At 64.3% G+C, this 21,679-nt stretch carries 22 protein-coding genes and 1 pseudogene; 16 read left to right on the top strand and 7 right to left on the bottom strand.

Features of this window, described 5'->3' with window-relative positions:
* Window positions 1–69 precede the first annotated feature (69 nt).
* The 5 genes from AC0L3D_RS26790 to AC0L3D_RS26770 all read left to right on the top strand — a co-directional run bounded on the left by AC0L3D_RS26790 (window position 70) and on the right by AC0L3D_RS26770 (window position 5,774).
* On the top strand, window positions 70–996 hold the full coding sequence (locus AC0L3D_RS26790; protein ID WP_287347312.1) for a carbohydrate ABC transporter permease: 927 nt from the start codon (window positions 70–72) through the stop codon (window positions 994–996).
* Window positions 996–1,853 carry a carbohydrate ABC transporter permease gene (locus AC0L3D_RS26785; protein WP_473630372.1) on the top strand — a complete coding sequence of 286 codons (858 nt, stop codon included), beginning with the start codon at window positions 996–998 and terminating at the stop codon, window positions 1,851–1,853. Before AC0L3D_RS26790 ends, AC0L3D_RS26785 begins: the two co-directional genes overlap by 1 nt.
* A 27-nt stretch (window positions 1,854–1,880) precedes the next feature.
* On the top strand, window positions 1,881–3,890 hold the full coding sequence (locus AC0L3D_RS26780; RefSeq protein WP_473630371.1) for a glycoside hydrolase family 127 protein: 2,010 nt from the start codon (window positions 1,881–1,883) through the stop codon (window positions 3,888–3,890).
* Between the two features lie 110 nt (window positions 3,891–4,000).
* Window positions 4,001–5,164 carry a hypothetical protein gene (locus tag AC0L3D_RS26775; RefSeq protein ID WP_473630370.1) on the top strand — a complete coding sequence of 388 codons (1,164 nt, stop codon included), beginning with the start codon at window positions 4,001–4,003 and terminating at the stop codon, window positions 5,162–5,164.
* The gene (locus tag AC0L3D_RS26770) at window positions 5,151–5,774 is read left to right on the top strand and encodes a hypothetical protein (protein ID WP_091600508.1); all 624 of its coding nucleotides are present in this window, start codon (window positions 5,151–5,153) and stop codon (window positions 5,772–5,774) included. Before AC0L3D_RS26775 ends, AC0L3D_RS26770 begins: the two co-directional genes overlap by 14 nt.
* Here the strand turns inward: AC0L3D_RS26770 and AC0L3D_RS26765 are convergent.
* The gene (locus AC0L3D_RS26765) at window positions 5,740–6,753 is read right to left on the bottom strand and encodes a threo-3-hydroxy-L-aspartate ammonia-lyase (RefSeq protein ID WP_473646332.1); all 1,014 of its coding nucleotides are present in this window, start codon (window positions 6,751–6,753) and stop codon (window positions 5,740–5,742) included. The genes AC0L3D_RS26770 and AC0L3D_RS26765 overlap by 35 nt on opposite strands.
* A gap of 225 nt (window positions 6,754–6,978) precedes the next feature.
* On the opposite strand from AC0L3D_RS26765, the gene AC0L3D_RS26760 reads away from it, so the two are divergent.
* From AC0L3D_RS26760 to AC0L3D_RS26750, 3 genes are all read left to right on the top strand, one after another.
* Window positions 6,979–7,956: an ornithine cyclodeaminase family protein gene (locus AC0L3D_RS26760; RefSeq protein ID WP_473630369.1), complete on the top strand. Its 978-nt coding sequence runs from the start codon at window positions 6,979–6,981 to the stop codon at window positions 7,954–7,956.
* 17 nt (window positions 7,957–7,973) lie between these two features.
* The gene (locus AC0L3D_RS26755; protein ID WP_473611318.1) at window positions 7,974–8,174 is read left to right on the top strand and encodes a hypothetical protein; all 201 of its coding nucleotides are present in this window, start codon (window positions 7,974–7,976) and stop codon (window positions 8,172–8,174) included.
* 154 nt (window positions 8,175–8,328) lie between these two features.
* On the top strand, window positions 8,329–8,700 hold the full coding sequence (locus AC0L3D_RS26750; RefSeq protein WP_473630368.1) for an endonuclease domain-containing protein: 372 nt from the start codon (window positions 8,329–8,331) through the stop codon (window positions 8,698–8,700).
* Between the two features lie 456 nt (window positions 8,701–9,156).
* On the opposite strand, the gene AC0L3D_RS26745 is transcribed toward AC0L3D_RS26750, so the two are convergent.
* The gene (locus tag AC0L3D_RS26745) at window positions 9,157–10,482 is read right to left on the bottom strand and encodes an NAD(P)/FAD-dependent oxidoreductase (protein ID WP_473646330.1); all 1,326 of its coding nucleotides are present in this window, start codon (window positions 10,480–10,482) and stop codon (window positions 9,157–9,159) included.
* 175 nt (window positions 10,483–10,657) lie between these two features.
* Here AC0L3D_RS26745 and AC0L3D_RS26740 point away from each other — a divergent pair.
* Window positions 10,658–10,918, top strand: a pseudogene (locus tag AC0L3D_RS26740) (GNAT family N-acetyltransferase); the annotation flags it as partial.
* A gap of 89 nt (window positions 10,919–11,007) precedes the next feature.
* Here the strand turns inward: AC0L3D_RS26740 and AC0L3D_RS26735 are convergent.
* The 3 genes from AC0L3D_RS26735 to AC0L3D_RS26725 are packed head-to-tail and all read right to left on the bottom strand — an operon-like array spanning window position 11,008 to window position 13,157.
* Complete coding sequence (locus tag AC0L3D_RS26735; protein WP_473630367.1) at window positions 11,008–11,448, bottom strand: GtrA family protein; 441 nt, start codon at window positions 11,446–11,448, stop codon at window positions 11,008–11,010.
* Window positions 11,441–12,127, bottom strand: coding sequence for a class I SAM-dependent methyltransferase (locus AC0L3D_RS26730; RefSeq protein WP_473630366.1), 687 nt, complete (start codon window positions 12,125–12,127; stop codon window positions 11,441–11,443). Before AC0L3D_RS26730 ends, AC0L3D_RS26735 begins: the two co-directional genes overlap by 8 nt.
* Window positions 12,102–13,157 (bottom strand): glycosyltransferase family 2 protein, encoded by a 1,056-nt coding sequence (locus AC0L3D_RS26725; RefSeq protein WP_027153861.1) that lies wholly within the window; start codon window positions 13,155–13,157, stop codon window positions 12,102–12,104. The genes AC0L3D_RS26730 and AC0L3D_RS26725 overlap by 26 nt, the downstream gene beginning before the upstream one ends.
* A 356-nt stretch (window positions 13,158–13,513) precedes the next feature.
* Here AC0L3D_RS26725 and AC0L3D_RS26720 point away from each other — a divergent pair, with 356 nt between their 5' ends.
* From AC0L3D_RS26720 to lpxK, 6 genes are all read left to right on the top strand, one after another.
* Complete coding sequence (locus AC0L3D_RS26720) at window positions 13,514–14,857, top strand: TldD/PmbA family protein (protein ID WP_473630365.1); 1,344 nt, start codon at window positions 13,514–13,516, stop codon at window positions 14,855–14,857.
* The gene (locus AC0L3D_RS26715) at window positions 14,844–15,653 is read left to right on the top strand and encodes a 3'(2'),5'-bisphosphate nucleotidase CysQ (RefSeq protein WP_473630364.1); all 810 of its coding nucleotides are present in this window, start codon (window positions 14,844–14,846) and stop codon (window positions 15,651–15,653) included. The genes AC0L3D_RS26720 and AC0L3D_RS26715 overlap by 14 nt, the downstream gene beginning before the upstream one ends.
* Before the next feature lie 76 nt (window positions 15,654–15,729).
* Window positions 15,730–15,975, top strand: coding sequence for a DUF4170 domain-containing protein (locus tag AC0L3D_RS26710; RefSeq protein WP_023802307.1), 246 nt, complete (start codon window positions 15,730–15,732; stop codon window positions 15,973–15,975).
* Window positions 15,976–15,980: 5 nt separating this feature from the next.
* Entirely contained in the window at window positions 15,981–16,769 is a 789-nt protein-coding gene (locus tag AC0L3D_RS26705; RefSeq protein ID WP_473646328.1) for a lysophospholipid acyltransferase family protein, read from the top strand.
* Window positions 16,766–18,082, top strand: a complete 1,317-nt coding sequence (gene waaA / locus AC0L3D_RS26700; RefSeq protein ID WP_473646326.1) for a lipid IV(A) 3-deoxy-D-manno-octulosonic acid transferase — start codon at window positions 16,766–16,768, stop codon at window positions 18,080–18,082. Before AC0L3D_RS26705 ends, waaA begins: the two co-directional genes overlap by 4 nt.
* Before the next feature lies 1 nt (window position 18,083).
* Window positions 18,084–19,112 (top strand): tetraacyldisaccharide 4'-kinase, encoded by a 1,029-nt coding sequence (gene lpxK, locus AC0L3D_RS26695; RefSeq protein ID WP_473646324.1) that lies wholly within the window; start codon window positions 18,084–18,086, stop codon window positions 19,110–19,112.
* A gap of 242 nt (window positions 19,113–19,354) precedes the next feature.
* Here the strand turns inward: lpxK and AC0L3D_RS26690 are convergent, their stop codons facing one another.
* Together AC0L3D_RS26690 and AC0L3D_RS26685 are read right to left on the bottom strand one after the other, a co-directional pair.
* Window positions 19,355–19,588: a DUF2093 domain-containing protein gene (locus AC0L3D_RS26690; RefSeq protein WP_112564953.1), complete on the bottom strand. Its 234-nt coding sequence runs from the start codon at window positions 19,586–19,588 to the stop codon at window positions 19,355–19,357.
* A gap of 143 nt (window positions 19,589–19,731) precedes the next feature.
* Window positions 19,732–20,658 (bottom strand): LysR substrate-binding domain-containing protein, encoded by a 927-nt coding sequence (locus AC0L3D_RS26685; protein WP_473630583.1) that lies wholly within the window; start codon window positions 20,656–20,658, stop codon window positions 19,732–19,734.
* A gap of 89 nt (window positions 20,659–20,747) precedes the next feature.
* Here AC0L3D_RS26685 and AC0L3D_RS26680 point away from each other — a divergent pair, with 89 nt between their 5' ends.
* Entirely contained in the window at window positions 20,748–21,641 is an 894-nt protein-coding gene (locus tag AC0L3D_RS26680; RefSeq protein ID WP_473646322.1) for a DMT family transporter, read from the top strand.
* Window positions 21,642–21,679 lie beyond the last annotated feature (38 nt).

The following is a 21,679-nucleotide window of genomic DNA, read 5'->3' as shown; positions in this document are numbered from 1 at the left end:
CACCCCCGACCTTCGGCCGGACCCTCCCCTCAAGGGGGAGGGGGACGTAGCGCTAACGAGAGAGCAGGCATGACCTCCATCGCAGCCATCTCCACCCCAACCTCCCGCCGCAAACTGGTCGGCGCCGGCCGCCGGCAGTGGGTCGGCCTGCTCTATGTCGCGCCGGCCGTCGCGCTGGTCGTCGTCTTCTTCATCATTCCGCTTGGCATGACGGCGTGGATGTCGCTGCACAACTGGCCGCTGATGGGCGCGCACTCGTTCATTGGCCTCGACAATTACTGGGCGATCCTGCGCGACACCAGGTTCTGGAACGCGCTCAAATTCACCGGCTACTATACGGTGATCGTCACCATCGCGATCTTCGTCGTCGCCTTTCCGCTGGCGCTGTTCATCGAAAGGCCGCGGCCGCTGACCGGCTTCTACCGGACGTCGTTCTTCATGCCGGCCGTCATCGGTTTTGCCTCGGCCAGCCTGCTGTGGTCGTGGCTGCTCAATGTCGATTCCGGCCTGTTCAGCCCGGCCGCCTTCGAGCTCGGCCTGACCGAAAGGAAGGTCAACCTGCTGGCGACGTTCCAGCCGGCGTTCTGGTCGATCATCGCCATGGTCGTCTGGAAGGTGGCGGGTTTTACCATGATCATCCTGATGACCGGCCTGCAATCGATTCCGCCGGATCTGCAGGAGGCGGCGATGATCGACGGGGCAGGGCCGCTGGCGCGGTTTCGCGCCATCACCCTGCCGCTGATGCGCCGCACGCTGGCGCTGGCGCTGATCCTGTCGGTTGCCGGCTCGGTGCTCGCCTTCGACCAGTTCTACATCATCCTGCGCGGCGGGCCGCGCAACCAGACGCTGACCGCCGTCTACTGGATTTTCAACCAGTCGTTCGTGTCGTTCAAGCTCGGCTACGGCGCCGCCCTGTCGATGGTCCTGCTGGTCATCTTGGTCGCGCTCAGCCTGATCCAGCTGCGGTTGCTGCGCCAACCGGAGGGCGTTGACTGATGGCGCAGGCACGAAGCCGCAAACGCCGCATCGGCATGCAGATCGCCGAGCACGCGACGGGCATCATCGCCTCGCTGCTGTTTCTGGCGCCGATCGTCTGGACCGTGCTTTCGGCCTTCAAGCCGGCACAGGAATCGCGCCTGCCGCCGCTGCCGCCCTGGCCGACGACGGGTTTTTCGGTCGAGAATTATGCCACGCTCAACACCTTTGGCGATGGCCTCTGGCTGCCGGCGCAAAACAGCATCTATGTCTCGGTCATGACGGTGGTGCTGTCGGTGATCGTCAGCGTGCTGGCCGGCTACGGTTTCTCGCGCTTCCGCTTTCCGCTGAAGAACCTGCTCTTCGTCCTTATCCTGTCGACGATCATGATCCCGTTCCAGTCGATCCTGACGCCGATCTTCCTGGTGCTGACCAAGATCGGCCTGCACAACACGCTGACCGGCCTGGTTTGCGTCTATGTCACGCTGCAGCTGCCGTTCTCGATCTTCATGATGCGCAACGCTTTCGACGCGGTGCCGCGCGAGATCGAGGAGGCGGCCCGCATGGACGGCGCCAACAATGTCACCATGCTGCTGCGGGTGATGCTGCCACTGGTCTGGCCGGGCATCGTCACCATCGCGCTGTTCGCGTTCCTCGGCGCCTGGAACGAGTTTCTGGCGGCGCTGGTGCTGATGACCGACCAGTCCAAATTCACGCTGCCGATCATGATGACGGCGCTGCAGTCGGGCCGCTTCGGCGCCATCGACTGGGGCGCGGTGCAGGCCGGGGTAACCGTGATGATGGTGCCATGCCTGGTGCTGTTCCTGCTGCTGCAGCGCTTCTACATCCGCGGCCTCATGGCAGGGGCCGTGAAGTGACCAATCGAACCGAACCGGAGTAAATTGATGACCGCATCGCAATCCGCCAAGCCGGCTGCCGAGCTGGACCAAACCGGCAAGTCGGACAAGCCAAAACGCGCCTTCCGCCCGCTGCCGGTGCCGCAGGTCGATGTGCGCGGCTTCTGGGGCGACCGTGCCGATGCCGTCGCCACCACGACCGCCGGCATCCTCTATGATCGCTGCGTCGAGGCGCGCATGCTCGAGCAGATCGATCCGGATCGGCCATCGCCGGGCGTCGTCATTCCGTTCCACTCACCTTCGCCGGACGAAGCAGCCACCGCCGGCAACGAATTCACAGGATCGACGGTGACGACCCAAATGTTCTGGGACTCCGACTGGGGCAAGACCATCGAGACCGCCGCCTACTCGCTGTACCGCCGCCGCAATGACGCGCTGGAGAAGAAGATCGACGCCGTCATCGACATGTACGCCAAGCTGCAGCAGCCCGACGGTTATCTGTCGAGCTGGTACCAGCGCATCCAGCCGGGCTTGCGCTGGACCAATCTGCGCGATTGCCACGAGCTCTATTGCGCCGGCCATCTGATCGAGGGCGCGGTCGCCTACTTCCAGGCGACGGGAAAACGCAAGCTGCTCGACATCATGTGCCGCTATGCCGACCATATCGCCGAGACCTTCGGCGCCGAGCCCGGCAAGAGGAAAGGCTATTGCGGCCATGAGGAGATCGAACTGGCGCTGGTCAAGCTCGCGCGGGTCACCGGCGAGCAGAAGTACATGGACCTGGCAAAATACTTCATCGACCAGCGCGGCCTTGAGCCGCATTATTTCGACGAGGAGGCGCGTGCCCGCGGCGCCGACCCAAAAGCCTATCATTTCAAGACCTACGAATACAGCCAGTCGCACAAGCCGGTGCGCGAGCAGGACAAGGTCGTCGGCCATGCGGTGAGGGCGATGTATCTCTATTCCGGGATGGCCGATATCGCGACCGAATATGGCGACGACACGCTGCGGGCGGCGCTCGACCGGCTGTGGGACGACCTCACCACCAAGAACCTCTACATCACCGGCGGCCTCGGGCCGTCGTCGCACAATGAGGGCTTTACATCAGACTACGACCTGCCCAACGAAACCGCTTATGCCGAGACCTGCGCTTCGGTCGGACTGGTGTTCTGGGCGAGCCGCATGCTCGGCATGGGCCCCAATGCGCGTTACGCCGACATGATGGAGCGGGCTCTCTACAACGGCTCGATTTCGGGCCTGTCGCTCGACGGCTCGCTGTTCTTCTATGAAAATCCGCTGGAAAGCCGGGGCAAGCACAACCGCTGGAAATGGCACCGCTGCCCGTGCTGCCCACCCAATATCGGCCGCATGGTCGCCTCGATCGGCAGTTATTTCTACGGCCTGTCCGGCGATGCCCTTGCCGTCCATCTCTATGGAAACAGCACGGCTCGTTTCGATATCGCAGGAACGCAAACGGAGCTGCGCCAGACCAGCAACTATCCATGGGACGGCGCGGTCTCGATCACGATCGAGCCCGAGGCGCCGACGACATTTACCTTGCACCTGCGCCTGCCGGCCTGGTGCCGCAAGGCGGCGCTCAAGGTGAACGGGGAGGCGGTCGATCTGCAGGCGGTCACCAGCGACGGCTATGCCGCGATCCGGCGCGAATGGCGCAAGGGCGACCAGGTCGAGCTCGACCTCGAAATGGCCATCGACCGGCTCTATGCCAACCCGCAGGTGCGGCAGGATATCGGCCGCGTCGCGCTTGCCCGCGGCCCGCTGATCTATTGCGTCGAGGAGACCGACAATGCCGGCCAGCTGCACCGCATCGCCTTGCCGCCGACAGCCGAGATCGAGGCGCATCAGCAGCCGAACCTTTTGGGCGGCGTCGTGACGCTTTCGGCTGTTGCCAGGAAAGAGAAGTTTGAAGACTGGGACAACGGCCTCTACCGCCCCGAACCGCCGGCGGTTGAAGAGTCAAAAATCACCGCTGTGCCGTATTTTGCCTGGGACAACCGCGATCCCGGCGAGATGCTGGTCTGGCTGAGAGACTCGTGATCCGTGGACGAAGATGATGCCGCCGACGACAGGGATGTCTTGAATTTGCCCCGGCGGCGCTAATTTAGAGGGGAGAGTGGCGCTAGCCACTCGAATGGGTGGAGGCAGAGTTGGCGCTCGAAGATGTCGCGCGTCCGAGCGCTGGTGCTCGCGCCATGGTCATGACCGTCGCGGCGGTGCCGTTGCTGTTCGTGATCGGTGGACTGGCCATCCGCTATGCGGCTTTTGCTTCGGTGTCGGAGGAAACAGGTTTCGCGGCTTATGCCCGTGCGCTGTGCCGGTGGGATTGCGCCTGGTACATTGGCATCAGCGAACAGGGCTATGAGCGTTTTCCCATTCCAAACCACAGCAATGTCGGTCGCTGGAGCTTCTTCCCGCTCTATCCGATGCTGGTGGCGGCGATCCGGTTTGTTTTCCCATACCCTACGATACTGATCGCGACGGTCACCTCGATTGCCTGCAGCTACGCCGCCTGTCTGGTGGCGTGGCCGCTGCTCGAGAACAACATGCGGGCCTATGTGCTGTATTGCGCGTTTCTGCTCAGCGGCCCGTTCTCGTTCCACTTCACGACCTTCCTGAGCGAACCGCTTTTCGTGCTGCTGACCTCGTGCGTTTTTCTGGCGCTCAAGCGCTCCAGCTATCTCGCCGCGGGCGTTTCATCCGCGCTGCTGTCGGCGACCAGGCTGGTCGGGGTCTTCGTCGTCTTTGCAACCGTTATTCAAATGTTCAGCGAGCACCGCCGGCAGGGCGGATCGGCGCTGTCTTTCCCGCGTTGGCTGCTTGGCCGACCGGATCTGCTGGTCGCTGTCCTCATCTCGCCTGCCGGTTTGTTCGCTTACATCCTGCTCCTGTACCTCACCGTCGGAGACGGCTTTGCATTCCTGCACGTCCAGCGCGCGTTCGGACGGGTGGCGGGCAATCCGCTGGTCTTCCTGTGGGACGGGCTCTCAGCTGTTCCGACCACCGGATGGCTGCCCACGGCGCCGCAATGGAGCGCGCTCTCCGCGATCGCCGGGCTGGCGCTGTCGGCCGGTCTGGCGGCTCGCAGGCAATATGGCGCGGCACTCTTCTGCGCGCTCTGCATCATCCTGCCGCTGATCACCAACCTGGCCTCGATGGTCAGATATGTGATTGGGCTTGCGCCCCTGACAATGTTGCTCGTCGTCCTGTTGTCGGCGTCAAGGCTCATTTGGCTCGCGGCTTTGGTTCTCTTCCTTGGCGCCTGTTATTTGATGACTGTGGCGTGGATCGGAGGCTATCTTGCCCTGGTCTGACATTCCGGCCCCGTATCGGCGCGCCGCCTCGCTTGGCGGCTACGCGCTTGCGGCAGTTCTGGCCGGGTCCGAGATCGTCATCCTAGCGCTTGCTCTCAATCCGAACGTCAACGCCGATTACCGCGCCTACTACATCGATCAGACGACGACCTGCCTCAATCGCGATGCGACCGGCAGCTACACACTTGGCCAGACGGTGTCGTTCCGGAGCGACGGCGCCAAACGGGCAGCCAGCATAAAGGTCTGCGGCTGGTCGGGGTCGGCAGGCGACGGCACCCATTCGCTAGGCGAGACCTCGCGGCTTCGCGTGAAGATACCGCCGCTCCGCGACAGCCTGATGGCCACGCTGCAAATGGCCGCCGTCATTCGTCCACCGCAGATCACGCAAAGGGTGGTGATCTCGGTGAACGGTGTTCGGGTGCATGCGGAGACGCTGTCTGGCAAAGAACCACGAACGGTCTCGTTCGTCGTTCCACCGGCGGCTCTCGGCAAGGCCGATACACTCGAAATCGCCTTCGACTATCTCGACGGCATTCCGCCGACTCCGGCCGCCAGCGACATCTACAAGCGCTCCATCAAGCTGGTGTCGTTGCGGCTGGATGCGATTTGAGATCACGCTCTGCGGCCGCCATGATCAAGCTGGCGAAGCGCGTGAGATCCACATTGCCGCCACTGACGATGACACCGATGCGCTGGCCTCGCAGGCTTTGCGATTCACTGCGAACCGCCGCCGCTGCAAGGCAACCGGTGGGTTCGACCACGATTTTCATGCGCTCGGCGAAAAAATGCATCATTTCGATGAGCGCGTCGTCGCTGACCGTGGTGATAGCGGCAACCTTGTCGCGGATGACAGGAAAATTATGCGCGCCCAGATGGGTGACGACCGCGCCATCGGCGATGGATTTCGGCACTTCGATGGTGACGACCTCACCCCGGGCGAGGGATTGCTGACCATCATTGCCGGCCTCCGGTTCAACCCCGACGACCCGGCAGGCGGGCGCGCATTCCGCCGCCGCCAGTGCGGCGCCGGCGAGCAGGCCGCCACCGCCAAGGCAGACATAAAGGGCATCGAGCGAGCCGGCCTCCTGGATAAGTTCAAGTGTCGCCGTGCCTTGCCCGGCAATCACATCGGGGTGGTCGTAGGGTGGAATGAGGGCGGCTCCCCGCTCGGCGGCGATCCTGCCGCCAATCTCTTCGCGGTTCTCGCTGTAGCGGTCGTAGAATATCACTTCGGCGCCATAGCCGCGGGTGGCACGCACCTTCAGCTCGGGCGCATCCCTGGGCATGATGATCGCTGCCTTCACGCCATTGATCGCGGCCGCATAGGCCAGCGCCTGCGCATGATTGCCCGAAGAATAGGCCACCACTCCCCGTGCCCGCACCGAAATATCCAAGGCCAGAAGCGCGTTCATGGCGCCGCGGAACTTGAAGGCGCCGCTACGCTGGAAGTTCTCGCACTTGAAGAACACCTCGGCGCCGGTGAGCTCGTTGAAGGTGCGCGAGGTCAGCACCGGCGTCCGGTGGGCCAATCCGGCGAGGCGCGCCGCGGCGGTCAGAACATCGTCGAATGTCGGGATATTGAGGGGCATTGCGGGTCGCCTTCTTCACTTTGCCGATGGTGGGCCGGCCGATGGGCTGGCTTGTCTGCGACGATACGTGTTTGCGCGAACCGGCGAGCGCATTCGATGGGAAGCTCGGCGCAACATTCGCCCGAATGACGGGCGACAAACCGCAGGAAATGCGGCTCGTTGGCCAACACCGCTGTCTTCCCCCGAGAACCGCTGGCTAGAATGAGGGAAAGCCGGGGAGATGTCATGTCCGTCACCGCAGACGAGTCGCAGCTGCTGCTGCTTGCAGGCGATCAGGTCGCGCCGCTGTTGGAGCCGGATGCCGTGCTCGATGCCGTGCGGCGGTCCTTCGAGCTTCACAGTGCGCGCGAAGGCAGGGTCTTTCCGCTTGTGCGCGAGAAGCTGCATACCGGCGGCATTTTCGGTATCAAGTCGGGCGACGTGCCGAAAGCCGATCTTCTGGGCTTCAAGGCAGCGGGCTTCTGGCCAGCCAACCGCGAGGTCGGCAAGGAGCCGCATCAGGCGACCATCGTGCTCTTCGACCCGCATACCGGGCGTCCCTTGTGCATCATCGACGGGAACGCCATCACCACCTTGCGCACAGGGGCGGCTGGCGCCATTGGCCTGACCCTGCTGGCCCGCCCCGAAAGCCGGTCGATCTGCATTTTCGGCACCGGCACCCAGGGCCGGATCCAGCTGCGCCTGACCCTGCGTGCCATGCCCGGTCTGGACACCATCCATTACCTGACGGCGGACGGCCGGCCCGACGCGGCGTTCGAGGCGGCATTCGAGGATTTCGCGCCGGCCCATTCGAACCAAGCCGCCAAAGCTGTCGGCTCGAGCGATATCATCATCACCGCGACCCCCGGCAGCAGACCGCTGTTTCCGCCAGAAGCGGTGCGGCCCGGCACGCACATCAACGCCGTGGGTGCCGATACGCAAGGCAAGCGGGAACTGCCTGACGGCCTGCTGCGCCGGGTACGGCTCTTTGCCGACGACTGCGAACAATCGGCCGCTGTCGGCGAAGGCCAGTGGGACACCGGCTGCCGGGCAATCGAAATCGGCGATCTTCTGACCGGAAAAATTCCGTTCACGCGCGATGCCGCCGACATCACGGTCTTCGACATGACCGGGCTCGCGCTGCAGGATCTGACGGTCGCGGATATGCTCTGGCGACAGGCCAGGAGCCGGGGCACGGGAACGCGCGTGCCATGGCGCTGGTAACGCGGGAGAAACAGGCAATGACGACCAAGACCATCCATTTGTTCAACGCGCAGAGCGGCATATTCGCCGCCATTTTGCTACAGGACGAGGTCGATGTGGCTCCTTTCGGCGAAACCCCGAAGATCGGCCATCTCGTTCGCATCGGACCAAATGCTCCTGCTCTCGATCATCTGGATATCGCCATCGGCGACGCGGTCGCCGAAAAACAGGAACGATAGGTCGGGGTCGCACCGTTTGGATGTCCAGACCAACTCGTCGGCGTCGGGGCGACTCTGGTGGATGGCCAGGGCCCATTGACCAGTGATGGGAGTCAGCGATTTGCATAACGATGGTATGTTGGACGTAGCGCCAAGGCCGGAATAATCTCGCCCGATGCCGCATCAGCCTGTCGCTCCGACCAAACGTCGTTTCGCCCGCTCGATGCGGCGCGAGCCAACAGAGGCGGAGGACCGCCTGTGGCACGAACTGCGCGGACGCAGGCTCGATCGCATCAAATTCCGGCGTCAGGCTCCCATCGGCAAATTCATCGCCGATTTCGTTTGCGTCGAGGCCAGGCTGATCGTCGAGATCGACGGCAGCCAGCATGCCGATTCGAACCACGATCGGGAGCGAGACGCCGAATTGAAGGCGAGGGGCTTTCGTGTGCTGCGCTTTTGGAACGACGACGTGCTGCGGGATTTGAACGCCGTCTGCGAGACCATCATCGCTTATGTCCGCGATGAGAGTTTGCAGCCGTGGCGGTAATGGCGCGGTCTTGCCTTCTCCCCCTGTGGGAGAAGGTGGATTGGCGCGCAGCGCCAAGACGGAAGAGGGGTGTTGGACGGAGCGCCGTCCGTGCCAAGATGGAGCACCCCTCATCCGGCCGCTTCGCGGCCACCTTCTCCCACAAGGGGAGAAGGGAAAGCGCGGCATTCCGCGCCTTGGCCAAGCCGCATACTGGGTCGGTATCTTTCCGAGCTCGAGCGGGGCGAAGCGGCTGCGACGCCCGAGGCCCGGATTGAAGGCGTTTGCCGCGAACTGGCGGTCGTGGACGCGGTGAAGCTGTGTGCCTGAAGCGCGCCTGTATGTATTGGATGCTGGAAGAGGGTGCGGCGGCGGCGACTGCATCGGCGAGAGCGGTCATCAAACGGTCCAGATCGCGCCTGAGCCCGTAGGTAACGATCGCTCAGCGCCCTTTGCTGTCGCCAGCGGTCGATCGCATCAGAAGGCGCCGACTTCCATTTTGGATCTGTCCGCGAAGCGTGACAGGCGGAATGGCGTCGGATCGACGCTTGCCGCGTCACCGGCGACCAGATCCGCCGCCAGATGGCCAATGCCGGGGCCGGCGCCGAAGCCGTGTCCGGAACAGCCTGCGGCGACGAACGCTCCGCCGATGCTGTCCACCGCCGAAATCACAGGTACTGCGTCCGGTGTGAAGTCGATATACCCGCCCCAGGAGGACACGATGCCGGCATCGGCAATGGCGGGGAAGAGGGCCCTTATCTGCGTCATGATGCTTGCCGCCATTCGCTTGTCCGGAGCGGGATCGAGGACGCGGATGCGCTCAAACGGGGTCGGCCTGTCGAGACGCCAGCGACCGAGTGTTTCCGGGCCTGCGAAGAACGAGCGACTTACGCCGATCTCGACGGCCTTCAGCCGTTTGATGAACATCGGCAGAAACGGGCGGGCATAGCGGATCCCCTGCGGCGTGATCTCGAGCGTCGCCCTGCCGCTGGCGGCTATCGTGTAGCTGCCGTCGATCCGGCGCGTCAGGGCACCGTCAGAGGTAAAGATTGCCCCGCCAAAATCCGGTGCAGGACCGGTCCGCAAGGTGGTCTGACGGACGCTGGCTTGCGGCAGCGAAACCGCATGCATGCGCAGGAAAGCAGAAGCCCAGGCGCCGGCGGCGCACAGCACCGCGTTGGTGCGGATCAGGCCTTTCTCGGTGACGACGCCGCTCACTTGCCCATTGGTGATATCCAGGCCGCGTGCCGCGCAGTTCTGATGAATGGTCGCGCCACGCTTGCGGGCGCCCTCGGCGATCCGCGGGGCGGCTAGCCAGGACTCGGCCTTGCCATCGTCTGCCGCGTGGACGCCGCCCAGCCATTTGCGGCCGCCAGCCGCGGGAACGGCGGCAGTGGCCTCGTCGGCCGTAAGCATCCGCGTCTTGACGTCGAACCGCCGCGCAACCGCGCGCCACTTGTCCCATTCGGCGAGCTGCTTTGGATCGTCCGTTGCATAGATGAGCCCGCAACGGCGGAAGCCAAGGTCGTGCCCGATCTCTTCGGTCAGCTCTTCCCACAGCCGCAGCGCCAGATTGGCAAGCGGCAATTCACGTGCATCGCGGTTCTGCCGGCGGCACCAGCCCCAGTTCCGGCTCGACTGTTCGCAGCCGACATAGCCCTTTTCGATCAGCGCCACCGACAGGCCGCGCCGCGCCAGGAAATAGGCCGCGCTGGCGCCGACAATCCCGCCGCCGATCACCACGACGTCCGCTGACCTGGGCAGCGTTTCATCGCTGCTGATGTGGTGGATTAAAGGGGACATGGCGGCCTCGGCAATCAATGATAGCTCGCAGTATCGGCGACCGGCGCCGCAGAATGCACTGACTGCAGCGGCATTTTGGTATTTTGCACCGAATCTCGCCGGCATTCGGCGAGTGGCGCGGAAGAGGCGGTTCTATCGTCCTGTCAGTCTTCCCACTCCAACAGTCCTGGTGCTCATGAACACCCAGTCCGTCACATTCGAACCTTTTGAAGCGCACCATCTTGAGGAAGCGACGGACCTGTCGCGAGCGGCCGGCTGGCCGCACCGGAAGGAAGACTGGGCCATGATCTGGTCCCTGAGCGAAGGTCAGGTCGCCTTGGAAGGCGGCAGGGTGGTGGGAACCGCCTTCATGACCCCTTTCGGAAGAACCTGCGCAACTCTCAACACCATCATCGTCGATGAGGCAATGCGTGGTCGCGGGCTGGGACGGCGGCTGACCACCAAATATCCCGGGTTCCACGAACGCACGCATCTTTGCCCTGGCCAGCCAGGCCCTCGGCTGAGGCCAACTCAGAAGACCATGGATCAGGTGGAGCGGTCGCCGTGCTCGCCGGGTCCTCGCTGCGCAAAAACCCATCGGTCGAGCATGAGAAGATTGACCGCCGGAACAAGCAGGCATGTAACCACAATGGCAATGATCGGCGGCAGGCCGAGTTTCGCCGTCAAAAGCGCCGGCGCCGCGTAAGCCACGGCAAAGCCTGTCGCCGTCAGCAGGAGAAAACGCCCAGCTTCCGATCGATGCGATCCATTCGACATGAAGGTTATCGATTTATGGGCGAAATATGAAAACACGGCAGCCGCCGCATAAGCCGCGAGCGACGCCTGGACCGGCGAAAGGCCAATCCATTTCGATTCGACCAAACCGATAGCCAGGGCAGCATACAGGATTGTCGCGGCGATGCCGACCAACCCGAAGCGCGCCAGCAGCTTCAGCCCGGCACCGGCAGTCGAACGGTCCTCAGACATGCGCGCTGCACGCATACTGGGCCCCGAGCGGCAGAGGCGCGAGCAGGCGCTCGACTCGTCTCGCGAAGGACCTGGCCGACGGCAGCAGCAGGAAGTGCTCGGATCGGATATCCTGAAAACCCGTCTCCTGAAAAAGCGACCTTGCTTTGGCGGCGTTGAGCAGGACCGCGTCCTGGTCGAACGGACACCGCAACACCGCGAGACGCGTCAGCGGATTATAAGGGTTGTGCTCGATGATGCAGGCGACGCCGCCCGGCCGCACGACGCGCCGCATTTCCCGGAAGAAGTCGAGCCAGGAGGCGGGCGGAACGTGATGGACGACGCAACTGGCGAAAGCCAGATCGAACGCGCCGTCGCCATAAGGCAGGCGCGGCGTTGTGCAGGCCCGGTAGCTCACACACGGATTGTCCTGGCTGGCGCGCAGGATCGATTGTTCCGAAACGTCGCAGCCATCCAGGCTCTCGAACGCGCCTTCGAGATAAGGGTGGAGCGACCCGACGCCGCAGCCGATATCCAGTGCCCGCACCCCGCCCTGTCGAAGCCCACGCTCGACGGCGAGACGCCGCAGCAGGTCGGCCTTGGCGATCAGAAAAAAGTCGTGCCCGAGTCCGGAAAACCGGATGGATCCTGCGACCGCCTCGCCATAATTCGATTTATAGCTGTCGAAGAGTTCGGCCATCAGCCGAGGCTCCGTTCCTGGGTTTTCGAAACGGTCGACGGCTCTCACTGGCGGCACGCATCGCCTTGTCGAAGCCGGCGACCCGATCGATCACGTAAAGCGGACGGCGTTTCACCTCGGCGTGGATGCCGCCGACATAGAGCCCGACCACGCCGGTCATGAAAAGATTGATGCCGCAAAGCAGCGAAACGATCACCACGGTGGATGTCCAGCCGGCAATGATGCCGGTTTCAAAAATCCAGGCGAAGATGGCGTAAATGCCGAACAACACCGCAAGCGCGGAGATCGCCAATCCGCCCCACAGCGCCATGCGCAGCGGCTTCTCGGAGAAGCTTACGATGCCGTGAACGGCAAGGTGCATCATCTTCCAGAATGGGTATTTGGTCTGGCCAAGCGTCCGCGCCGGGCGTTCGAAAGGCACCGCTGTCTGCTTGAACCCCATCCAGGCGAACATGCCCCTGACGAAACGGTCGTGTTCGGGCATTTGCTTGAAGGTTTCCAGAGCCTTGCGCCCGACCAGGCGAAAATCGCCGACGTCGCGGGGGATGTCGACCGACGTCATCTTCTCCAGCAGGCGGTAGAAGAGACTCGCCGTAATGCGCTTGAACCAGGATTCGCCCTCACGCTTGACACGGCGGGCATAGACGATCTCGAAGCCTTCCTTCCACTTCGCCACCAGATCGAGGACCACCTCCGGCGGGTCTTGCAGGTCGGCATCCATGACGATGACGGCATCACCCGCAGCCGCATCCATGCCGGCCGTGATCGCGACCTGATGGCCGAAATTGCGGGAAAGCTCGATCAGCCGGAAGCGCGGCTCGACGGCGACGACGTTGCGAAGGTATTCGACGCTCCCATCGAGGCTTCCGTCATCGACGAAGATCGCCTCAGTCTCGCCGTCCAGCCGGCCGATCAGCGAACTGATCCGCTCGATCAGTCGCGGCAGCACCTGTTCTTCATTGTATATGGGAAGGACCAGCGAGTACCGCGGCGGCGACACGTTCACCGCAGTCCTGATGCTTTGGATCACAGGGTCTCGCATGCCGTTGAAAATGGAACGCAAGCTACAAAGTTCCAAGGCCATACAAGAAATCGCTAAATTTAGCGGTTTCGGGCAGATGCTGATCATGCGTGGAAAGGAACACAGGCGTTACCGCAATCGAACGTCCACTTGTGGTCGGAGCACGGCGTCAATGGGCTATCGCCCGTTCCAAACCGCCGCGAAGCAACCTTTGAGGACCCGCTTCGATCATGCCGCCCAAAAACGGGTGTCTGCCGGCCGATCTGCCCCGCTTGCCACTTCTGCCATTGCACAAGCCACATCAGAACAATAGATGGTGCGGAGCGGCCGCCCCTTATGTCAGGCGGAAAAACAGGACTATGCGCATGACCGATACGCTGGACTCAGCGAAATTGACCGACCGGGTCGCGGCCCTGGTCGAGGCTGCCAAACGGGCCGGCGCCGACGCCGCCGACGCGGTTGCGGTGCGCGGCCGTTCGACCGGCGTGTCGGTGCGGCTTGGCAAGGTCGAGGGCACCGAGGCGTCCGAGAGCGAGGATGTCTCGCTGCGCGTCTTCGTCGGCAAGCGGGTGGCGAGCGTCTCGGCAACCGCTGCCGCCGACCCGAAAGCGCTAGCCGAGCGCGCCGTGGCGATGGCGAAAGTCTCGCCGGAAGATCCCTACCAGGGCCTCGCCGATCCGGCCTTGCTGGTCAAGAAGCCGCGCGACCTCGATCTGTTCGATCCGACGGAAGTCTCGGCCGACCAGTTGAAGGAAGCGGCGCTGGCCGCGGAAGCGGCGGCCCTTGCCGTCAAGGGCGTTACCAATTCGGCCGGCAGCGGCGCCAGCGCCGGGCTTGGCGGGCTGGTGCTCGCCACCTCGCACGGCTTTGTCGGCCACTATGTCGCCTCGCGCTTTTCGCGCTCGACCAGCGTCATCGCCGGCGAGGGCACCGGCATGGAGCGCGATTATGAATTCTCCTCGCGCCAGCATTTCTCCGATCTCGACGCACCCGAAGACATCGGCCGCAAGGCCGGCGAACGCGCCGCGCGGCGCGTCGGCGCGCGCAAGGCGGCGACCGGGCCGGTCGATGTGGTGTTCGACCCGCGCGTCGCCCGCGGCATCGCCGGCCATCTCGCCGGCGCCATCAATGGCGCTTCCGTCGCGCGCAAGACCAGCTTTCTGCGCGACATGATGGGCAAGCAGGTGGCGGCGGCCGCGATCACCGTCACCGACGAGCCGCTCCGGCTCCGTGGCCAGGCGTCGCGTCCGTTCGACGGCGAAGGCATCGAGGGCGAAAAGCTGCTCATGGTCGAGAAGGGCGTTTTGAACCACTGGTTCCTGTCGACCTCAGTCGCGCGGGAATTGGGGCTGACCACCAACGGGCGCGGCTCGCGCAACGGCTCCTCCGTCTCGCCGTCATCGACCAATCTTGCCATCGAGCCGGGCGAGCGGACGCCCGAGGACCTCATCAAGTCGCTCAAATCAGGCTTTTACGTCACCGAAGTGTTCGGCCAGGGCGTCGACATGGTGACTGGCGAGTACAGCCGCGGCGCTTCCGGCTTCTGGATCGAGAATGGCGAGCTCGCCTATCCGGTTGCGGAAGTGACCATTGCCTCGAACCTGAAGACGATGTTCCTCAACATGGTTCCGGCGAGCGATCTCGATCGCAATTTCGGCACCGCCGCACCATCGCTGCTGATCGAAGGCATGACCCTTGCCGGAGCTTGACCAGGTCGCCTCCGCCGCCGGGGCTCGTGAGGATCTGCCGCTGCTGCGCGACGCTGCCCGCGAGGCGGGCGCCATCGCCATGCGCTATTTCGGCAACAATCCGCAAGTGTGGATGAAGGGCGGCACATCACCGGTGAGCGAGGCCGATCACGCCGCCGACGCCTATCTGCACCAAACCTTGCTTGCAGCGCGGCCGGACTATGGCTGGCTGTCGGAGGAGACGGCCGACGATCCGGCAAGGCTTGCCGCCCGCCGCACCTTCGTCGTCGATCCGATCGACGGCACGCGCGGCTTCCTCGAAGGCCTGCGCTCCTGGTGCGTCAGCGTCGCGGTGGTCGAGGACGGCCGCACTCTTGCCGGCGTGCTCGAATGTCCTGCCACGGAGGAGACCTATTGGGCGCTGCCAGGTGAGGGGGCGTTCCTGAATGGCCGTCGCATTGCCGTGCGCCGCCCGGCAGCGATGGTCGAAATTGGCGGGCCGAAGCCATTGATCGCCCTGATGCCGGCGCAATGGCAGGGGCGGCTGAGCCGCGTGCCCTATATTCCCTCGCTCGCCTATCGGCTGGCGATGGTCGCCAATGGCAGGCTCGACGCGACCTTCGTCAAACCCAGCGCACATGACTGGGACATCGCCGCGGCGGATCTCATTCTGCACGAGGCCGGCGGCGCATTGCTCGACCAGAAGGGCCGCGCACCGCGCTATGCCGGCGAAGTCATCCAGCACGGCGCGCTGGTTGCCGGCAGCGGCGAACTGCTCGCCGTCCTCTCCGCCGTCGTCGCAGGGCTGGACGGCTGAACGTATCATCAATGGTTCCAAAGTCGGCGGCTTTGGTCTAGACCTGTCACAAACTCACGATATGTGAAGGACCGACATGACCGCGGAAGACGGAAAGAAGCAGCTTTTGCACCTGGTGTTCGGCGGCGAACTGAAGACGCTTGGCGGGACAGAATTCCGTGATCTCGAGACGCTCGATATCGTCGGCATCTATCCGGATTATCAATCCGCGCAAACGGCGTGGAAAGCCAAGGCCCAAGCCAGCGTGGACAATGCCCACATGCGTTATTTCGTCGTTCACCTGCACCGGTTGCTCGACCCCGAAAACAAGCCTGCCGGTTGACATGGATGGATCATGAAGGCGTGAAAGGGCCGGCCACGAGGTCCGCGGCAAGGCGGCGTCGCGGTGGCACCCCGAAGACATTCTGGCGCAAGATACGCGAACCGCTGGCGCAATCGCGATTCGTCAAGATCGCGATCGCCAGCCTGTTTGCGCAGTTCGTTCGCCTCGTCCGCCTGACCAATCGTGCTGTCGACGGATCGGCGCAGATGTCGGGCGGCGCCTACGCGCAGTTCGAACCCGCCATCATCGCGCTGTGGCACGGCCAGCATCTTCTGACTCCGGCCTACTATCCCGGGGGACGGCCAGTGGTCGCCATGGTGTCGCGTAGTGCCGATGCCGAGCTCAACGCACTGATGATCGAGAAATTCGGGATCGAGGCGGTGCGCGGCTCGGGTGGACGCGAAGGCTCGAAGCGTCGCGACAAGGGCGGCGCCAAAGCGCTGATCGCCCTGAAAAAGTCACTCGCCACCGGCAAGAACGTCGCCATGATCGCTGACATTCCTCATGGCACGCCGCGCGACGCCGGGCTTGGCATCGTTCTCCTGGCGCGGCTTTCGGGCCGGCCGATCCTGCCCGCCGCAATCGCCACCAGCCGCCGCAAGGTGCTGGAGCGCAGCTGGGACAAGACCACGATCAATCTGCCGTTCGGCCGCTCCTCGATCGTGCTTGGAGCGCCGGTGTTCGTTCCGGCCAATGCCGACGAGGCTGAAATGGAACGCAAGCGCCAGGAGGTCACGGCCGCGCTCAACGCCGCGACCGCCGAGGCCTACCGCCTCGTGGATGGCCCAAAATGAGCGAGCGCTGGGCGCGCACTTTCCTGACGGCGTATCGTTTCGCAGGCGCAACCGCCTATCCCCTGGTCGGGCCCTATGTCGCCTGGCGCACCTCCAGAGGCAAGGAGGACCGAATTCGCCGGCGCGAGCGCTATGGCATCGCCGGGCGCGAGCGCCCCGAAGGGCCGGTGATCTGGATCCATGCGGCGAGCGTCGGCGAGACGATCGCCGTCGTGCCGCTGGTCGAGAGCATCCTCGATTACGGCGTCAACATCGTGCTGACGACGGGGACCGTCACCTCCGCTCAGGTTGCCGAGGAACGGCTCGGCGACCGCATCATCCACCAATACGTGCCGCTCGACCTCAAGCCGGCGGTCAGCCGCTTCCTCGACCATTGGCGGCCGGATCTGGCGATCATCGCCGAATCGGAGATCTGGCCGATGACCATCCTCGAGCTCGGCGCACGGCGTGTGCCGCAGGTGCTGGTCAATGGCAGGCTGTCGGACCGTTCGTACAAATCCTGGAAGAAGCGCGCCAACATCGCCGAGGCGCTGTTCGAGAATCTCGCCCATGTTGTCGCCCAGTCGGATGTCGACGGCGAGCGCTTCCTCTCGCTCGGCGCCCGGCCGGTCACCGTATCCGGCAATCTCAAGGTCGACACCACGCCGCCGCCGGCCGATGAAAGGGCGCTGTACACGCTGAAGCGCCAGATCGGCGCCCGCCCGACCTGGGCGGCGATCTCGACCCATGACGGCGAGGAGGCGGTCGCCGCAGAGGTTCACGCGATGCTGCACAAGCGTCACCACGGTCTTTTGACGATCGTCGTGCCGCGCCATCCCGATCGCGCCGAAGCACTTGCCGCGCAGATTTCCGGCATGGGCCTGAAACTCGCTCGGCGCAGCAAGGGCGACCGGATCATCGCCGATACGGACATTCTGCTCGGCGACACGATGGGCGAGATGGGGCTTTATCTCCGGCTGACAGAGATCGCCTTCGTTGGCCGTTCGCTCACCTCGGAGGGCGGCCAGAACCCGCTGGAGCCGGCCATGCTCGACACGGCGGTGCTGGCCGGCCGCAACGTCCAGAATTTTCGCGAGACCTATCAGCGCCTGCTCGACAGCGGCGGCGCCAAGCTGGTGCGCGACCGCGACATGCTGGCCGGCGCCGTCAATTTCCTTTTGACCAACGAGGTGGCTCGCCACGAGATGATGGCGGCGGGTGCGGCGACTGTCGAAGAGATGCGCGGCGCGCTGGCGCTCACCTTGAAGTCGCTCGAACCCTACATTCAGCCTTTGGTCGTCAAATCGCGCCTCAAGGGCGCCAACGGCCGTTAAGATGGCCAGCGAAGCGCCCCCCTTCTGGTGGGAAGAACCGGACTGGCGGGCGCTGGCGCTGGCGCCGCTGTCGGCTGTCTATGCGCTGGTTGCCGGCCGCCGCATGCGTTCAGCGGCGCGCGAGAAGATCGAGGCGCCGGTGCTTTGCGTCGGCAACTTCACCGTCGGCGGCACCGGCAAGACGCCGGTGGCGATCGCACTGGCCCGGCAAGCCAGGCGCATGCAGCTCAATCCAGGTTTCCTGTCGCGCGGCCATGGCGGCTCCTTCGCGCGGCCGCATGTCGTCGATCCGCATCATGACGCCGCCAAGCATGTCGGCGATGAGCCGCTGCTTTTGGCTAAGCATGCGCCGGTCGCAGTGACGCCGAACCGTGCCGCCGGCGCCCGCCTCCTGCTGGAAAAGCATGGCTGTGATTTCCTGATCATGGATGACGGTTTCCAGAGCGCGCGCATCCACATCGACTATGCGCTGGTCGTCGTCGACGCACGCTACGGCGTCGGCAACGGCCGCGTCATTCCCGGCGGTCCGCTCAGGGCTGGCATCGTCGACCAACTGGTTTTCACCAGCGCGCTGCTGAAGATGGGCGAGGGCCTTGCTGCCGATGCCGTCGTTCGCCAGGCGGCGCGCGCCGGTCGGCCGATCTTCGAGGCGCATACGCTGCCAACCAGCAAGGCGGGGCTGGCCGGCAAGCGATATCTGGCCTTTGCCGGCATCGGCCATCCCGACAAATTCTTCGACACGGTCCGTCAGGCCGGCGGCGAGGTTGCGCTGGCCCGGTCGTTTCCTGACCATCATTTCTATGGCAAGGACGAACTGGCCGAACTGGCAACGACAGCGCGAGGTGCCGGACTTGGCCTCATCACCACCGCCAAGGATGCCGCCCGGCTGCGCCACGATGCCGCGTCGGCCGATTTCCTCGGACAGCTCGATGTGCTGGAGATCGACACCGTGTTCGATCCCGACCACGTGCCCGAACGCATCATCCTCGAGACGCTGGATGCCTGGCGGCAGCGCAAGCTGCAGGGCTGATCTTGGAGCATTGCGTCGTTGGTAGAGCTGTTTGACGCTGGCGGGACAGCGCCCCCTCTGTCCTGCCGGACATCTCCCCCACAAGGAGGGAGATCGGCCGTCACCCCGGCTTTCGCCAATCACCAACGTCGCAGGATGAGCATGGCGCTAAAGCTGCCGATCTCCCCCCAAGTGGGGGAGATGCCCGGCAGGGCAGAGGGGGGCGCGAAGGATCGCTACTGAACGGCTTTGATGGCGCCGCCCTAACGTCGGCTGCGCAGTTCGGGATGTGTCTCGATCTCGCGGCGCAGCGAGGCCGCGGCACTCACATAGGGCTCCTGCCTGGCGACGCTCCAGTATTTGAGCTCATCGAGCGGGATGCTTTCGCCGGTGACCGCACAGCGCACGAAGGCGCCGGGGCTGGTCACCTGGAAGTCGCCGTCCAGGTAGCGGATACGGGCTTCCTTGCCGCCGGGGCCTTCAAAGCGATTCATCATGACATGGAGCCAAGGTTCATGACGATGTCATCGCCACAAAATGCCGGCAAGGTCAAGCTCCGAGCGAGGCAAGATTGGCTTCAGTCGGCTTCGTTTCGGACGGCAACCAGCCGAGCAGGCCGGCAAAGTGGATGCCCCGCTTCCTACTGCTCGGCTGCGATGAAATCCTCGATCCTTTCCGCCGCCAGTCCGGCGTGGGCTGCGATGCGCCGGGCAAGCTCGGCTGCGGCGGCGCGCGGGCGCCCGATAGGCCGGTCGAGCCAGTAGGATATCGGGCTGAGGACGACGCGCTCGTCGACGGCGATGATACGGCCTGACTTCAGTTGATCCTCGGTCATCGGCGGCCGCGCCAGCGCGATGCCGAGACCATGGGCGGCGGCGCCGAGCACCAGATTGTAGTCCTCGAAACGGCGGTCCTGCGGACGCGGGCGATAGTCGATGTCCTGTGCGGCAAACCAGGCACGCCAGGCCGAGGCGTCGGAATCGTTGATCAGCGGGAATTTGAGCAGCCGGGCAGGGTCGCCTCGGCCGATCTCGCGGGCGAGGTCCGGCGAGGCGACCGGAAACACATGTTCCTCGAACAGCTGCACCGAGACGCGGCCGGGGATGCGGCCGCGTCCGCAGCGGATCGACAGATCGATGCCCTCGTCGGCAAGGTCCGCCTGGCGGATATCGACGTCGAGCACGATGCGCAGCCTGGACGGATTGTTTTCCAGCGCCGCCATGCGCGGCATCAGCCACAGCCCGCTGACCGAGGGAATCGAGGTCAGCCGCACCACGGCGGTGCCGCGCGGCTCGATCCAGCGGTCCGAATTGCTCGATATCAGCGCGAAGGCCTCAATGGTGCGCAGATGCAGGCGGTTGCCTTCGATCGTCAGCGAGACTCCTCGCGCGCCGCGATCGAACACTTTCAGCCCGAGCCAGTCCTCCAGCTTGGCGATCTGCCGGCTGACGGCGCCATGGGTGAGATTGAGCTTTTCGGCAGCGGCCGAAAAGCTGCCCGTCCGTGCCGCGGCGTCGAAGGCGCGCAGGGTTTCGAGCGGCAGCATCGCGTCTGAGCTGTGATCCATAGTCACAGCTGACTCTCGATTTGGTCGTTTGTCAACCGATCGGGAAAGGCGCTTTGTATGTTGAGAGCATGAAACGCGGGAATAATGAAATGAACGCTTGTACCGGCACGTTGAATACGACACAGCGGATCGACACCACGGCGGCCATTGCGGTGGCGTTGACAGTGGTCGGCTGGGCCTCCGCCTTTCCGGCGATCCGTGCCGGCCTCGTCGCTTTCGGGCCGCTGGAACTTGGCGCGCTGCGCTTCGCCATCGCGGCGGTGCCGGCGGCGATCTTCCTCGCCGTCAAGCGGCCGGCGCTGCCCCGGCTCGATGAATTGTGGCGCTTTGCCTTCGGCGGCGCCGTCTTCGTTGCGCTGTACACGGTAATGCTCAATTTCGGCGAGCTGACCGTTTCGGCGGGTGCCGCCGGCTTCATCATCAATGTCAGCCCGATCTTCACCGCGATCATGGCGATGGCGCTGCTTGGCGAACGCTTCTCGGGCCTGGCCTGGGCCGGCACATTGCTGTCCTTCGCCGGCATCGGCATCATCGCCATGGGCGAGGGGCAAGGGTTGCATTTCAACAATGGCGCGCTGCTGGTCCTCGGCTCGGCGCTGTGCTCGGCGGTCAACACCATCGTGCAAAAGCCGCTGTTTGCCAGCCATCATCCGCTGACCATTTCGGCCTCGAACATGCTGCTCGGCGCGCTCTGCCTGCTGCCCTTCCTGCCGAACGGCCTGGCGCAGGCGGCAGTTGCCGATACCGCCGGTCTCGGCGCCGTCGTCTTTCTCGGCATCGTGCCGAGCCTCATCGCCTACGCCGCCTGGGCGACAGCACTTTCCCGGCTGCCGGCGGCGCGTGCCTCGAATTTCCTTTATCTGGTTTCGCCGGTGGCGACGCTGATCGGCTTCTTCTGGCTAGGCGAGGTGCCGACGCTGCTCGGCATCATCGGTGGCGCGCTGGCGCTCGGCGGCGTCATCGTGGTGAATTTGAAGCGGTGAATCAGAGGGTTGGAGCTGTCTCTTGACTCGAAAAGAGC

It is taken from the genome of Mesorhizobium sp. WSM4837, from assembly GCF_055811435.1.
This window is presented reverse-complemented; position numbering and strand designations above follow the sequence as displayed.